This is a genomic window from Amycolatopsis sp. NPDC001319, from assembly GCF_042896185.1.
Taxonomy (GTDB): Bacteria; Actinomycetota; Actinomycetes; order Mycobacteriales; family Pseudonocardiaceae; genus Amycolatopsis.
This window is the reverse complement of sequence record NZ_JBIAWY010000015.1, coordinates 197,719-210,339: the sequence shown is the minus strand read 5'-3', so window position 1 is coordinate 210,339 and position 12,621 is coordinate 197,719. Positions and strand designations below refer to the sequence as shown.

The 12,621-nt window shown below is 67.0% G+C and carries 15 protein-coding genes; 10 read left to right on the top strand and 5 right to left on the bottom strand.

Features of this window, described 5'->3' with window-relative positions; translation table 11 throughout:
- Nucleotides 1-152: 152 nt before the first annotated feature.
- From ACFY1H_RS41530 to ACFY1H_RS41515, 4 genes are read left to right on the top strand one after another with little or no spacing between them, the layout of a single operon-like run.
- Nucleotides 153-635: a hypothetical protein gene (locus ACFY1H_RS41530; protein WP_386955704.1), complete on the top strand. Its 483-nt coding sequence runs from the start codon at nucleotides 153-155 to the stop codon at nucleotides 633-635.
- Nucleotides 632-1,255 (top strand): DUF3558 domain-containing protein, encoded by a 624-nt coding sequence (locus tag ACFY1H_RS41525; RefSeq protein ID WP_386955703.1) that lies wholly within the window; start codon nucleotides 632-634, stop codon nucleotides 1,253-1,255. The genes ACFY1H_RS41530 and ACFY1H_RS41525 overlap by 4 nt, the downstream gene beginning before the upstream one ends.
- The gene (locus ACFY1H_RS41520) at nucleotides 1,255-2,589 is read left to right on the top strand and encodes a hypothetical protein (protein ID WP_386955702.1); all 1,335 of its coding nucleotides are present in this window, start codon (nucleotides 1,255-1,257) and stop codon (nucleotides 2,587-2,589) included. The genes ACFY1H_RS41525 and ACFY1H_RS41520 overlap by 1 nt, the downstream gene beginning before the upstream one ends.
- A 9-nt stretch (nucleotides 2,590-2,598) precedes the next feature.
- Complete coding sequence (locus ACFY1H_RS41515) at nucleotides 2,599-3,363, top strand: ESX secretion-associated protein EspG (RefSeq protein ID WP_386955701.1); 765 nt, start codon at nucleotides 2,599-2,601, stop codon at nucleotides 3,361-3,363.
- Between the two features lie 292 nt (nucleotides 3,364-3,655).
- Here ACFY1H_RS41515 and ACFY1H_RS41510 read toward each other — a convergent pair whose 3' ends face one another.
- The gene (locus ACFY1H_RS41510; RefSeq protein WP_386955700.1) at nucleotides 3,656-4,030 is read right to left on the bottom strand and encodes a MarR family transcriptional regulator; all 375 of its coding nucleotides are present in this window, start codon (nucleotides 4,028-4,030) and stop codon (nucleotides 3,656-3,658) included.
- Nucleotides 4,027-4,266 carry a hypothetical protein gene (locus ACFY1H_RS41505; protein ID WP_386955699.1) on the bottom strand — a complete coding sequence of 80 codons (240 nt, stop codon included), beginning with the start codon at nucleotides 4,264-4,266 and terminating at the stop codon, nucleotides 4,027-4,029. Before ACFY1H_RS41505 ends, ACFY1H_RS41510 begins: the two co-directional genes overlap by 4 nt.
- 589 nt (nucleotides 4,267-4,855) lie before the next feature.
- Between ACFY1H_RS41505 and ACFY1H_RS41500 the strand changes: the two genes are divergently transcribed.
- Complete coding sequence (locus ACFY1H_RS41500) at nucleotides 4,856-6,325, top strand: helix-turn-helix transcriptional regulator (RefSeq protein ID WP_386955698.1); 1,470 nt, start codon at nucleotides 4,856-4,858, stop codon at nucleotides 6,323-6,325.
- Here ACFY1H_RS41500 and ACFY1H_RS41495 read toward each other — a convergent pair.
- The 3 genes from ACFY1H_RS41495 to ACFY1H_RS41485 form a co-directional block, all read right to left on the bottom strand.
- The gene (locus ACFY1H_RS41495) at nucleotides 6,314-6,664 is read right to left on the bottom strand and encodes a cupin domain-containing protein (RefSeq protein ID WP_386955697.1); all 351 of its coding nucleotides are present in this window, start codon (nucleotides 6,662-6,664) and stop codon (nucleotides 6,314-6,316) included. The two genes, ACFY1H_RS41500 and ACFY1H_RS41495, sit on opposite strands and share 12 nt — an antisense overlap.
- Complete coding sequence (locus ACFY1H_RS41490; RefSeq protein WP_386955717.1) at nucleotides 6,661-8,166, bottom strand: transcriptional regulator; 1,506 nt, start codon at nucleotides 8,164-8,166, stop codon at nucleotides 6,661-6,663. Before ACFY1H_RS41490 ends, ACFY1H_RS41495 begins: the two co-directional genes overlap by 4 nt.
- Before the next feature lie 166 nt (nucleotides 8,167-8,332).
- A complete protein-coding gene (locus tag ACFY1H_RS41485) occupies nucleotides 8,333-8,713 on the bottom strand; it encodes a helix-turn-helix domain-containing protein (RefSeq protein ID WP_386955696.1) in 381 nt (126 codons plus the stop codon).
- 155 nt (nucleotides 8,714-8,868) lie between these two features.
- Here ACFY1H_RS41485 and ACFY1H_RS41480 point away from each other — a divergent pair, with 155 nt between their 5' ends.
- From ACFY1H_RS41480 to ACFY1H_RS41460, 5 genes are read left to right on the top strand one after another with little or no spacing between them, the layout of a single operon-like run.
- Nucleotides 8,869-9,063, top strand: a complete 195-nt coding sequence (locus tag ACFY1H_RS41480; protein ID WP_386955695.1) for a helix-turn-helix domain-containing protein — start codon at nucleotides 8,869-8,871, stop codon at nucleotides 9,061-9,063.
- Nucleotides 9,045-9,371, top strand: coding sequence for a WhiB family transcriptional regulator (locus ACFY1H_RS41475; protein ID WP_204089416.1), 327 nt, complete (start codon nucleotides 9,045-9,047; stop codon nucleotides 9,369-9,371). Before ACFY1H_RS41480 ends, ACFY1H_RS41475 begins: the two co-directional genes overlap by 19 nt.
- The gene (locus tag ACFY1H_RS41470) at nucleotides 9,368-9,697 is read left to right on the top strand and encodes a hypothetical protein (protein WP_386955694.1); all 330 of its coding nucleotides are present in this window, start codon (nucleotides 9,368-9,370) and stop codon (nucleotides 9,695-9,697) included. The genes ACFY1H_RS41475 and ACFY1H_RS41470 overlap by 4 nt, the downstream gene beginning before the upstream one ends.
- Nucleotides 9,694-10,386, top strand: a complete 693-nt coding sequence (locus ACFY1H_RS41465; RefSeq protein WP_386955693.1) for a hypothetical protein — start codon at nucleotides 9,694-9,696, stop codon at nucleotides 10,384-10,386. Before ACFY1H_RS41470 ends, ACFY1H_RS41465 begins: the two co-directional genes overlap by 4 nt.
- Entirely contained in the window at nucleotides 10,379-12,502 is a 2,124-nt protein-coding gene (locus tag ACFY1H_RS41460) for a cell division protein FtsK (RefSeq protein WP_386955692.1), read from the top strand. Before ACFY1H_RS41465 ends, ACFY1H_RS41460 begins: the two co-directional genes overlap by 8 nt.
- The last annotated feature ends 119 nt before the right edge of the window (nucleotides 12,503-12,621 follow it).

Below are 12,621 nucleotides of genomic sequence, written 5' to 3'. Positions count from 1 at the left end.
GCGGATGGCCCGAGATCAGGTGAGGATGACCAGCACGTGTTGCACCGTTTGACCACCCCGTCGTAAGTGATCGGTTACTGTGACGTGCGGAGTTGCCATCGGATGGGCGGCTTCGACGTGTGGTTGACGTGTGTCAAAACGAGGGGTGCATCATGGCGCAACAGGCGCCTGCGCCAGGCAGCTGGCTCGCAGGGCTGGACTTCAATATCAGCGATACGTTCGGTGCAGCGACGGCCGCAGGTGCCGCGATGGGCGGTGCAGCGGGTGCCGGCGGTGCAGGGGCGTCGAGCGGGCAGGGGTTCACGCTCAACCACGACGAAGCGATGACCATGCTCGACACTGCGCGTGAGATTCGAGACGACCTGTGGAACCTTATCCCCAAGGCCGAACGCCTCACCTCGCTGAAGCCCCCAGCCGACGAGCCTGCCAGCAACGGCTACAACGCGCTCCTCGCCAGCAACGGGGGAAAGCCTGGAGCGTTCGACTACGGGCTGGGGCACATCAAGCTCGAACATCAGTATGTCGTCGAGTTGATCGGCCGGCTTGAAGATGCGCTGCACCTGACGCACTCCAGCGATCAGAGCGCCACTGGTGACATTCAGAAGACCGCGGGTAAAGGAGGAGTTCTGGGATGACGGCGCGATCAGCTCTTGTGATCTTCGGCGTCGCGCTGGCAGCTGGGCTCACCGCCTGCAGCTCTGGAGACTCCACATCCGCACCGAGCTCGTCAGCAAGTGCACCATCGAGCACTTCGCAGGCGTTGCCCCATAGCGGCGCGCCCAAGGTGCCGAACCCAGTCGCGTCGTCGATCCTGGACAACCAGCCGTGCCAGAGTGGCCTGACCGCGGCACAGTTGACCGACCTTCTGGGCGAGGCCCCGCAGGGCTCGCCCGATACGACCGCCGGGCTTGGGCCGAGTTGCAACTGGACGAACAGCGAAAAGGGCTCGCATGTCGACGTGGCGTACGACTCTGAATCGCACGAGGGCTTGAGTGGCTGGTACGAAAACACGAAGCCGAAGGCTGTGGTGTGGCGCGAACTACCTGCGATTCAAGGGTTCCCAGCGGTCGCGCACGTCACCTCAGTCGGTGACCCCAGCACGTTCTGCCAGATCAGCATCGGCATCAACGATCAGACGACGGTCGACGTGTCGGTCGGTCTCGGCCCGGCGAAAAAGGGCACCGATCCGTGTCAGGCGGCCACGATCGCGGCCGGCATGGTCGTCACGAACCTGAAGCAGAAGGCCGGCTCGTAATGGGGTTCTTCGATTGGGTCGGCGACACCGCCAAGGCGGTCGGGCACGGCCTGGAGGATGCAGCCGACTGGACGGGTGACCGGTTCAGCGACGTTGGCAACTGGTTCGGCGACCTGTACCACGGGAGCCTCGGCGAGCAAACCGTGCCATCGTCGGACCTGGTCCAGAAGGTCATGGCCAGCAAAGGTGCGCCTGACTGGCACAACGGCAGTTCTGATGCAGCTGACCTCGCCTCAGAACACAGCCAGATCAGCGGGCGCGTACAGCAGCTGAGTTCGAATCTGGAGTCGGTGTGGACCGGCGGCGGAGCAGATGCGGCGCAGGGTCGGATCAGACCGCTCGCGGACGTGTCTCAATCGGCGTCAGAGACGTTCACATCCAATTCGCAGAACGTCAGCGACCTGGCGCACGGGTTCGACGAGATGAAACAGTCGCTGCAGCCGATGCCACCAACTCCGCCGCACAAGAACTTTTTCGACGAAGCGGCTTGGTGGCAGACCGACACTGAGAAACAGATCCAGGACTACAACAACGTCGGGCAGCAGAACCTCCAGAAGTACCAGGGGTATGCGACGCACGCGCAGGCCAGCGGTCAGAGGCTGAAGATCGATTACGGCCAGCTTGCCGCCTTCGACGGTGGCAAGGTCACGATCGGCTCGGGCCAGCCTGTCACCAGCAAGCAGGCCGAGTTTGGCGCCCGCAGCGAGACTGGCAGTGGCCGGGGCAACGGCGGGGCGTCGCCGACATTCACGCCGGGGCAGGGTTCGACGGTCCCGGTAGCCCACGTGCCTGGCGTGACCACGCCCGTGGGTTACCAGCCCGGCAGCGGGCCGGGTGATGGGACGACGACCTCGGGATGGACTCCACCGTCCACGAATCCGACCGGCGGCTCGACCTGGAGGCCGCCGTCGTCGTTGCCGCCTGGTGGCGGCAGCAGCGGCGGCAACTCGTGGTCGCCGGGTGGCATCGGCGGGTTCGGCCCGACCAGCGGGTTTGGTGGTGGTGAATCGGGCGGCGTGAGCGGTGGTGGCCGCGCGGGCGGCTCTGCCGGCAGGCTTGGCGCTGGTCCCGGGGACGGTGCTGGTGCGGAGGAATCAATGGGGCGTGGAGGGGCCGGTGCGGGCGCGCGCGGTGCCGCCGGCGCTCGGGGTTCGTCCGGGGTGGGCGGCATGGGTGGTGCCGGTAGGGGCGGCAAGGGCGAGGAGGATAAGGAGCACCAGCGCAAGTACGTGCTGGAGGACGATTCCGCGTTCGACATCGTCGACGACGAGGACGGCCGGCTGCGTGACCCGTGGTCCGGGCTCCCGCCGACCCCGCCGACAATCGGCGGCTGAGACACGACGATGACGATCATCGACAAGCCGGTCCGGATGCCGCAATCGGCGTTCTTCGTCGCGTGGAAGCTGGCCGAGCTGGGCGAACTCCCGGCTGTGGTCGACCCGGACGACAGTTACTCGACTGCCGAGTTCGCCAAGGAACTCACCAGGCGCTCGCTGTCCCGGTTCACCGCGCTGCGCCTGGCCACAGATGACGGTCGGCTCACCCCGGAGTTCCACGCAACGCTCAGCCTATTGGCCGTGCCCGTGCGGGAGTTCTACTCGTGGACCGCGTTCGGAAGCCATCCGGATGACAACGGCGCCGTCTTCGTGGCCACGGCCGGCCCGGACGCGGTGCGGCTGATCACCGACAACCGATCGATCCAGCTCGACCCGATCCGGCCGCGTGGCATGGCGGCCAGCCTGGTGGACACCTTGCCGGGGTGCGCGCCCGCCCGCATCCAGCAGCTGAGGGTGCCGACTGCCTACCTCGAAGGCAGGGATGCTGATCCGATGTCGGAGCTGTCCGGAGTGGCCGACGAGATGCGGTACCTGATGCGCGCCGAGCGCGTAGCGGTGCACAAGCTCTACGCCGCGATCCGCGACGGGGACGGCGATCGGGTCCGCAGCACACCGTTGACCGTGTACGACCTGGCCCACACAGGTCGAGTCCTGGCTTTCACCAGCGACACGAACGATGGTGAGCTGGAAGCCAACATGTGTGCGGGCAGCCGTACCAACCTGATCGACGCGCTCAACCTCACTCACGACGGCCTCGCTGCAGCCCGGTAAAGCCAGCATCCGGCCGGCGCAGTCAACCTGCGCCGGCCGGACCGGCTCGGCCGTTCCGCTCGGATGGTCGCGAGGGGTGCGACGCCGGAACAGCCAAGACTCAACGCCCGTCACCGGGCCGTAGTGGTGGTCTTCCCTCCCTGGTCATTTGGTCCGCGTCAGGCGTCACGGCCGTCACACGGCCTGTGACAGCAACGAATACCGATTGACCTGCGAGAACGTCTGTGTGACGGCTGTGACGGCTCGACTGGGATCCCGTCACAGCCGTCACGAGCAGCCGTTTTCAGAGGGGTTAGCGCATCGGGCCGCGCCCCGTCACAGCACACCGGGTCGGCGGAGCGCGCCGCGCAGTGACGAGTGCGGCGGCTGTGCTCGCGACGGACTGGAGCGCCGTCACGTGCTCGGTCAGCCGGTCGAGTCCGAGCGGCGTCAAACGGAGCACCAGGCTATCTCTCTCAAACGGGGCCTCCAGGTATCCTGCGGCGCGCAGGGTCACCAGGTGCAGCGCGAGACTCCGCCCGCCCACGCCCAGTGCGTTCCCGATCACGCTAGCCCTGCGCCAGCGCATGTCTACCAGCTGGCACAGTACGAACAGCCGGACCGGCAGGAGCAGCAGCGGGTCCAGTTCGCGCTGAAACGCCAGCGTGATCGGCGGGCTCCACGTCATCGCTCGATCGCCTGCCGATCGGCGTCGCCTGGGGTGGGTGCGAGGCGGAGGCAGGTCACGCACGGCATGCCGACCGGGCGTTCGAGCAACTCAAGCTCGCCAGCGCCGAAAGTCGCTTCGCAGTACGCGGTCAGACGTTCCGGCGGCGAGCCCTGCGTGGGGAGCGGGAAGACGTGGACGACGCGGCGGGATTCGCCGACTGTGCCGGGCAGTGGGCGCGCGATGAATACCGTCATCGGGTCGTCCGCCGGTGATGGTGGTCGCTGGGAGTACTGCCCGTTCCCACCGACGTGGTGGTCCGGCCGTCCTGCTCGGGAATGAGCCGCACGCGTTGAGGCGGGCGCGGCAGCAGGACGGCCGGAGTCTGGAGACGACCGAAGATGCGACGCCAGCACGACGTCTTGCGATGGGACGCGGGTTCTGGCGACGGCATCTCCGTGCGAGCCAGACCAGCAACTTGCAGGTAGCGCACGGCCGGCCGGGAGGCATCAGGCAGGAGTGAAACAGCACATTGCGGCCGCAGAGCGTGTGGTAGCGGCCTTCATGGCGTGCGATGCCATCGGACAGAGCGTCGTCGGTGACGGCGTGGTCCAGGTTGTCGGCCACGCAGCGGTGCCAGGTCACGTACAAGCGCGAGCCGTGTTCGCCGCTGGTCACATCCACCCCCTGGTCTTTGAATCTGTTGAAATCATCCAAACCGGGGAGGCGGACATGGCCCAGAGCGGAAACGTTGATGTTTCGCGGCGGGGATGTGGCACTCGGAGCCACTACCTGCGATGACGGCTGCTACGCTGTGATCGGCGTCAATCGGGGTGAGGTGGTCGAGTGGTCAGCGTTCGTCGGCGCGAGGAGCTTGTTTCAGCTCGTAAGGCGGCTGGGCTGACTCAGGAGAACCTTGCCGAGGTGATGGGCGTTGACCGGTCGACGATCATCCGGTGGGAAGCCGGCGACTACGCGCCCCTGCCGTACCAGTGGCCGAAGCTGGCCAAGGTTCTCGGCCGCACCGCAGACGAGCTGCGCGAGCTGATCGTCCTGCGCACGCTGGAGGGGACGGCGGAGCTTGGCTCGGCGCTTGAGCCTGCGTTCGGCTGGCTGGATCGGCACGCTGGGTGGTCTCCCGGTACTGCACGCGGACGCGTGGCAACCGCCGCGCCTGTGAAGCCGCATTCCGACGTGCCGGCCGGTCGGAGTCGTGTTGCAGCCGCCTTGGCGAACTATTACAGCGACTCGGTTCCCGGGCATGTGCTGTATGCCGCGCGCTGCGGACAGGTTGAGGTCGCGACCAGCGTCCTGACCCGGCCGGACTGGCTGGATCTTGCTTGCCCGTTGACGGCCGAGAACGACCGGATTGTGCTGTCTGTCAACGAGAGTGCCGCGCGTGAGCTGGTCGACGAAAACGTTGCGGTTCAGCGGCTGGCGGAAGCTGCGGCTGACGACGTGCGCATCGCGGACGTGCCGCTGTATCGGCTCACGGACGTGCAGATCCGACCGGGAATGGTTGGCGGCGACGTCCAGGTGGTGCCGTTCGTCGAGTACGCCCTGAGCGTGGATCTTCTCGAACGGGAGCTATACGAACGCGGGGCGGTGCAGCAGGGTCGGATGCCGCTTCGGGATCGGTACCTGCCGGATCTTGCGGCCGTGCTTGACCTTCGAGGACGGCTTTGCGCCGGTGGCGTGCTCGCGTTGACGGCGATCGCGCGGCCGGCCGATTCGTTCCGCGGTGAGGCGGACTACCTATTGCTGGTGCAGGAGCGTTCACGGCACGTGGTGAATGCGGCGCGCAGGCTGGCCGTCATCCCGAAGAGCTTTCACGGGCCGCTCGCCGATCAACGCGCCGACGCGCGGATCGGTGCCACATTGCGCCGTGAGCTGGAAGAAGAACTGTTCGGCAGGGGCGACGTCGACCGGACAACCGGCGTCCAGCGGGCCGCCGATCCGATGCACCCGGCCCGGCTCTCGGCGCCGATGCGGTGGTTGACCGAACAGCCCGGCCGGTTGCGGATGGAGTGCACTGGATTCGGGTTCAACCTGGTCAGCGGGAATTACGAGTTCGCCAGTCTGGTCGTGATCGAAGATGAGGAGTTCTGGCCGCGGTTCGGCGGTGACGTCGAAGCGAACTGGGAGGCCGCCGGGCTGCGGCAGTACTCGACGCTCGACGGAGACCTGATCACCGAACTGATCGGTAACGAAACATGGAGCAATGAGGGATTGTTCGCATTTCTCCAGGGCCTGCGTCGACTCTCCGAGATCGGCGGTGAGCGGGTGAGGATTCCCGCAGTCGAATTAGGTCGCTGACGGCCAGCGGACCGTCAAGACAACCGAATCCACCAGTGCTTCCCAAGAATGGTCGATTCCCGGGCCCCACATGAGGTAATCGCCCGGCCGGTTCATGACCTTGCTACCGCCGGTGACTTCCACTCGAAACTCGCCTGAGACAAGCATCACCAGCGTGGTTCGCTGGTCGTCGGAAGTCCACTCGGGACGCTTGTCACCCGCAGGATGGTTGGCCCACTTGACTTCCACGTCCTTGGACGCTCGGACGCCCTGCGACGGATCGATGAAGTGGCCGACCAGCCAGCCGCGCGTGTCCGCCGCGTCTTCGTTCGCGTTGCCGGCGATCCAACCGTTAGTCACTGGCTGATCTCCCATTCGATCGTGGGTAGTTTCACGCGCTCTCCGCCGATTTCCGCAAGGCGCCTGAGCCCTTGCGACATGGCGAACAATCCTTCGTTGCTCCACGCTACATCACCCAGCAACTCGGTGACGAGCTCGTCATCGGTAGTCGAATACTGACGAAGAGTTGCGGATTCCCAGTTTGCTTCGACCACTCCCCCGTAGCGTGCCCAAAAATCTTCGTCCTCGATGACGATCAGGCTGGCGAACTCGTAGTTTCCGCTGACGAGGTTCAGGCCGAACCCCGTGCACTCCATCCGCAGCCGGCCGGGCTGCGCCATGAGCCAGCTCATCGGCTCGGTGAGCTTGGTTGGGTGCAGCGGGTCGGCCGCCAGCATGTCACCCAGGGTGTTGTCGACGTCGGGCCGGCCGAACAGCTCTTCTTCCATCTCACGGCGAAGTGTCATGCCCACTTGCGCGTCGCGGCGGACGTCGGTCAGCGGCTGGTGGAAGCCCTTCGGGATCACCGCGAGCCGGCGCGCCGCGTTCAGCACGTTGCCGGACCGCTCTTGGACCAGCAGCAAGTAGTCCGCGTCTCCGCGGTACGGGTCAGCAGGCCGGGCGATCGCCGTCAGCGCGAGGACGCCGCCCGCACACAGCCGCGCGCCGACGCCGAGCACCGAGCGGAGGTCCGGCAGGTAACGGTCCCTGAGCGGCATGGCCGTCGAGCCCGCGGCCACCGCGTCGACCAGTTCACCTTCGAGAAGGTCGGCCGTCAGCGCGTAGTGCACGAACTGGGACACGCCGAACGTGCCGCGAAGCTGATGTTCACGGATGTCCGTGCTCGTGAGCCGGTAGATCGGGCTGTCCGTGAGCCGGGTGTTCATGGACAGCGTCTCGGCGAGTCGCTGAACAGCGCGGTCGGCGGCGCGGTCGTCCAGGTCGAGGTCGGCTTCCGGCTGTGCGCTCGGCACCCGGAGCCGGTCATACGGCGGACGAAGCTCGCAATCCAGGTCGAGCCAGTCTGCGCAGGTCAGAACGCTGGTGTTCATGGCGAGATCACCACATTGCGCCGTGTACAGGCCGTGGTCGTCGAGCCGGCTGCCGTAGTAGGCGGTCAGCGCGGCCGCGACGTCGCGTTGGCTGACCCAACCACGCCGCGTCCCACGGTCTTGAAGCTCTTGGGCGTCGATGCGGGCGAGACGATCGGCAACAGCGCGACGCGCGGTGCCCGGCGTCCAGTGCGCGTGACGGTCGAGCCACTCCAACGCGGCGCCGATGTGAGGGTCGGCGTCCAGGCGTTCATCAGCCCCGCTCGACGCGGCCGGCGAGGCGCTGCCCGGTGCGTCGCCGGTCAAGGCGCCGAACCGGTCGCGCTCGGCGTCCGACGCCTGCGCCAACGCCGTGTCCAAGACCTGTTGCATGTCCGACTGCGGTCGAAGATCCGGTTTCTTGTGCCACGCCCCGACCGTGCGCGCGCTGATTCCCAGGCGTTCGGCGAAGCGCTCCTGACTCAGCCGCAATGCAGTCTGCAACGCCGCCGCCGTGCGTCCCGTCCATCCCCCGGCCGGATTCAATTGCGCTCCCGAATGTCGGTGATCTGCGGTGGTTGTGCGGTGGTGCTGCGGTGCTTGTGCATGGGTTGCGAGGCCGCTCCAGCCTTGAATTGAAGGCATGGAAAAGACCTCGCTAACGCTTCGGCCGGATGTGCTCGACCACGGTCGCCAGGCTTGTTTGAACGTCTTCGAGCCGGTCGGTGATCTCGGCCAGCCGCTGTTCGAGTGCGTCCAATCGGGACGCGAGCTCGTGGCCGTCGTCGACCGGCTCGTCCGGGTGCGGCGGCGTGCGGTTCTGCAGCACAGCCTGCAGATGCCGCGGGTGCCAGCCCAACGTCGTCGACAGCGCTTCGAGCGTTCGGGCGCTGCGGCGCCGCTCGACGACGTGGTGCTGAAGCTCGCGCACGGTCGCTTGCGACACGTGCGACCGCTCGGCCAGCTCGCGTTGCCGCCAGCCCAGTTCCCGCACGCGCATGTCGATCGCCTTCGCGACCGCCGCCCAGTCCTCCGTCACGTATTCCTCCGCGCTCCGCCTCAGCGCCGAGATTAGCGGCTTTTCAACCGTTCATTAGCGCCGCCGGTGCGTGTTGCTGCGGCGCGCGGACAAACACGTCCACATGACAGCTGAAATAAACAACATAGTATTGAAATCAACAGAATGGTTCTCTCATGAACACCAAAACGACCTTTCACACCATTCCCGAGTCCGCGTGGATTCTCGGTGTCTCCCGCAACACGGTCAGGCGGGCGATCCGGGCCGGCGCCCTGCGCGCCACCCGATGCCGGACCGGCCTGCGGGTCTCCTCCGCCGAGCTGGCCAAGGCGCTTCAGGACGGAGGTGCGGCATGGACGACCTCCAGCTGATCGGCATCGCGTGGCGGCTGGATCGCTTGCGATGGGTGCCCACCGATGTCCTGACCACCATCGTGACCAGCGATGGAGCCTGCATGACCCCGGCGGCGGGCGGGCCGCCGGACGCTCGTGACGATCGGGAGTTCGCCAAGCGCTTGTGCGGTGGCTGCCCGGTCCAGGACGAGTGTCTTGAACTGGAGCTTCGGACAGCCGGCGCCGAGACGGTCGGCGTCTGGGGCGCGATGACCGACGACGACCGGCGCGCGCTGCACCCGCACTGGCTGCGGCGCGGCGAGCGGATCGATCGGGGTGAGCGATGAACGGACTGACCGTGACACCCACGCAGATCCTCGCCGGAGTCGGCGTGCTGCTCGTGCTGTTCTGGGTCTGGCGGGCCGGTTCCCGCCGGGCGAAGGCTGCCGCAGAAGCCGCACGGAGCGGGGCACGGCTCGTGTCGCTGGTCGGGCGGGTGCTATTCAACGCCGGCTTGATCGTCGCCGTCCAGTGGGTGGTGATCGCGCACCCGGGCAGCCCGTGGCTGCTCGTCGCCGTGCTCGCCCTGCCAGCGCTGTTCGCGTCGTACGCACTGACTCGCGCCATGACCGTGACCACCGTCGACACCCGGAAGCGAGGTGGTCGGCGATGAACCGTGCGCAACGGCTCGCGCAGGACGCGGCCGAGGCCGCGGAGGTGCGCGCCTATCAAACCGATCCGGACGTCGTCGCGCTGCGGATCGAGCGGGTCAGGCGGCAGGTCGATTGGATGTGCTGGACCGGGATCGTGCTCGGACTGGCGTTCACGATGACCAACGTCCAGGGCTTCGCGTCTGCCGGAACACGGCCGGGCTCGCTGCCGTGGCTGGCGGCGTGGGTACTGGACCCGACCGTCTCACTGGTCCTGCTCGCGATCCTTCGCGCGGAGCAAGTGACCGCCCGGTACCAGGTCAAGACGGGTCCGTGGGTGCGGCGAGCGAAGTGGTTCACGCTCGCGGCGACGTATGTCATGAACACCTGGACGTCGTTCGCGGCCGGCGAGCCCCCAGCGATCGTCCTGCACTCGGTGCCGCCGCTGGTCGTGTTCGTCGCGGTCGAGGCGATCACCGACCTTCGGGACAAGCTCACCGACGCCGTGCTCGTGGCTGCTGAACGGCGGCCCGTTCAGCAGGAGGAAGCCGGCCGACGCGTGTTGTTCGCCGACTACCTCGCGATCGCTCGGGAGAGCTGGACGCCGGACGTCGAGATCACGCCGGCGTGGGTGCGGCGGGCGACCGGCTGTTCGCGCGGGCTGTCACCGCGGCTTGCGCGGGCGCTGCGCGCGGAGGTGGCCAATGGCTGACTCGTTGCCGGTCAAGGCCGATCCCGTGCTCGACGGCGAACTGGTCGACGACACGTTGCCGCAGCCACGTCGGCGTGAGCGACGTCGGAACCGTCTCGTGCTGTGGTGGTTGCACTCGCCACGGGTGCCGTTGTGGCTCAAGACCAAGCCGCAGGCGGTCCAGGCGTTCAAGGATGCTGTGGTGTGGCTTGTGCTGTCGCCATTGCGGTTCCTCAGTGCGGTTGTGCGCGGTGTCGTCGTTGGTGCGCGGTGGTGGCGCAGGTGGATAACCGTCCGGGATTACCGGACGGCTGCCGAGGAGTCGGAGAAGTTGGCGGACAAGTTCATCGAAATCCGGACGCTGACGTTGTTCCGGTGGAAGGTTAGCGGCGCCATCGCGGTCGTTGTCGCCATTGCGGTGGCCGTCGTCGATCTGGTGTATGGGGACGATCCACTGTGGATCGCCGGGGCGGCGGCGTCGGTAGCGCTCGCGGTTCTCGGACGCAGGAAGGACGGCAGCCCCGGGCGTAAGCCGGCGCTCGCCGGACCGCGGACGCTGACGTGGACGATGGACCCGCAGGTCCTGGTGGACGCGTTCCGGGACGCGAAGCTGATCGGCAAAGACGAGACGTTGCGGCTCGTCGAGCGAGCGACACGCGTCGGTGACGGCTGGGCGGTCACCGTCGACCTCCCTGCCACGCGCAAAGCGGCCGACGTCGTGAAGAACCGGGACGCACTCGCGTCGGCGCTCGCGGTCGATGAAGTCCAGCTGATCGTCGAGCGGGTGCGCGGCAACGGCGGGCACGCCGGCCGGGTAGCGATGTGGGTGGCCGATGAAGACCCATACGCATCGCCGCCCTTGCGGACGCCGCTGCTCGGCGTGACGCAGTGGGACGCGTGGCGGCCGATTCCATTCGGACGGGACGCGCGGGATCGGCGGATCGACCTTCCGCTGGTGTGGACGTCACTGCTCGTCGGCGCGATTCCGCGGCAGGGCAAGACGTTTTCCGCCCGGCTCGCCGCAGCGGGACTCATCCTGGACGCGTGGGTCCGGCTGTACGTGGCGGACTTCAAAGCAGGGAAGGACTGGGACGCGGCCGGTTTGGTGGCGCACCGGTTCATGTCCGGCGACGAACCCGAGCACGTGCTGGCCTTGGTCGACTGGCTGATCGAGCTGGTCGGCGAGGTTCAGACGCGATTCCGGCGGATGCGCGACCTGGACGACCTCACGTGTCCGGAGTCGAAGGTCACGCCGGAGATGTCCCGTGACAAGGCGTTGAACATGCCGATCACGGCGATCTTCATCGATGAGGTTCAGGTTCCCTTGGAGGACCGCACACCCGTTGACGTGCAAGGAAAAAAGCTACCCGCAGGTGAGTACGTCGGTGAGCTGCTGACATGGCTGGCGAAGAAGGGGCCAGCCGCGGGGATCGTGCTCGTACTCGCGACGCAACGACCGGACTCGAAGACGATCCCGTCCGGGCTGCGCGCAGTGCTCGGCTCGCGGTTCGCCTTGCGGGTGATGGACTGGCGCGACTCGAACATCGTGCTCGGCGAGCAGATGAACACGCGAGGATTCGACTCGTCGCGGCTGCTGCCCTCACACAAGGGTGTCGGCATCCTGCGGCCGGACGGCGACACCGCCGCCGGCGCCGACGTCCTGGCCATGACGGTCCGGACCTACTACATGCCGAACGAGGACTGGCGGACCATCTGCGAGCAAGGCCGCGCGCTGCGCGAAGCGGTCGGGACACTGACCGGGCACGCTGCCGGGCAGGACAACATACCGGTGCTCGATCACGCCGCGGCAATCAAGGCAATCAGTGCAGGTCAGCCCGTTGGCGCGGTTGAGCTGCCCGCGCTGCTCGCGTCGATCGTCGACTACCTGGGCGACGATCTCAGCGAGGACGGCCGGGACTTCGTACCGACGGCCGAACTGCTCGACGCGCTCGAGATGGACCGGCGGACGTTCGCCCAGGAGATGACTGACCTGGGATGCCGGCCGACCCGGGACCGGGTGATCGGCGACGACGGCGAGGTTAGGCAGGTGCGCGGATACCTGACGGCTGAAATCAGGAGTTCCATCAGCCGCGCGGCCACTGGCGACGAGCCGGACGTGGAGGAAGATCAGACATGAGTGCCGACCACTCCGAGGACCCACCGATCCGAGTTATCCTACCTGCGGGATTGCCAAGCCTAACGCCTGCTGTCGCGCGCGGCTTGCTGGCCATCCTGATCGAGCTTACCGAGGTGCCG

Excerpts from the sequence above, each read along its gene's own strand:
- ACFY1H_RS41525 (WP_386955703.1), top strand. The coding sequence starts at position 632 with ATGACGGCGCGATCAGCTCTTGTGATCTTCGGCGTCGCGCTGGCAGCT.
- ACFY1H_RS41465 (WP_386955693.1), top strand. The coding sequence starts at position 9,694 with ATGAACCGTGCGCAACGGCTCGCGCAGGACGCGGCCGAGGCCGCGGAG.
- ACFY1H_RS41505 (WP_386955699.1), bottom strand. The coding sequence starts at position 4,266 with ATGACGGTATTCATCGCGCGCCCACTGCCCGGCACAGTCGGCGAATCC.
- ACFY1H_RS41515 (WP_386955701.1), top strand. The coding sequence starts at position 2,599 with ATGACGATCATCGACAAGCCGGTCCGGATGCCGCAATCGGCGTTCTTC.
- ACFY1H_RS41475 (WP_204089416.1), top strand. The coding sequence starts at position 9,045 with ATGGACGACCTCCAGCTGATCGGCATCGCGTGGCGGCTGGATCGCTTG.
- ACFY1H_RS41510 (WP_386955700.1), bottom strand. The coding sequence starts at position 4,030 with ATGACGTGGAGCCCGCCGATCACGCTGGCGTTTCAGCGCGAACTGGAC.
- ACFY1H_RS41460 (WP_386955692.1), top strand. The coding sequence starts at position 10,379 with ATGGCTGACTCGTTGCCGGTCAAGGCCGATCCCGTGCTCGACGGCGAA.
- ACFY1H_RS41480 (WP_386955695.1), top strand. The coding sequence starts at position 8,869 with ATGAACACCAAAACGACCTTTCACACCATTCCCGAGTCCGCGTGGATT.
- ACFY1H_RS41530 (WP_386955704.1), top strand. The coding sequence starts at position 153 with ATGGCGCAACAGGCGCCTGCGCCAGGCAGCTGGCTCGCAGGGCTGGAC.
- ACFY1H_RS41470 (WP_386955694.1), top strand. The coding sequence starts at position 9,368 with ATGAACGGACTGACCGTGACACCCACGCAGATCCTCGCCGGAGTCGGC.
- ACFY1H_RS41520 (WP_386955702.1), top strand. The coding sequence starts at position 1,255 with ATGGGGTTCTTCGATTGGGTCGGCGACACCGCCAAGGCGGTCGGGCAC.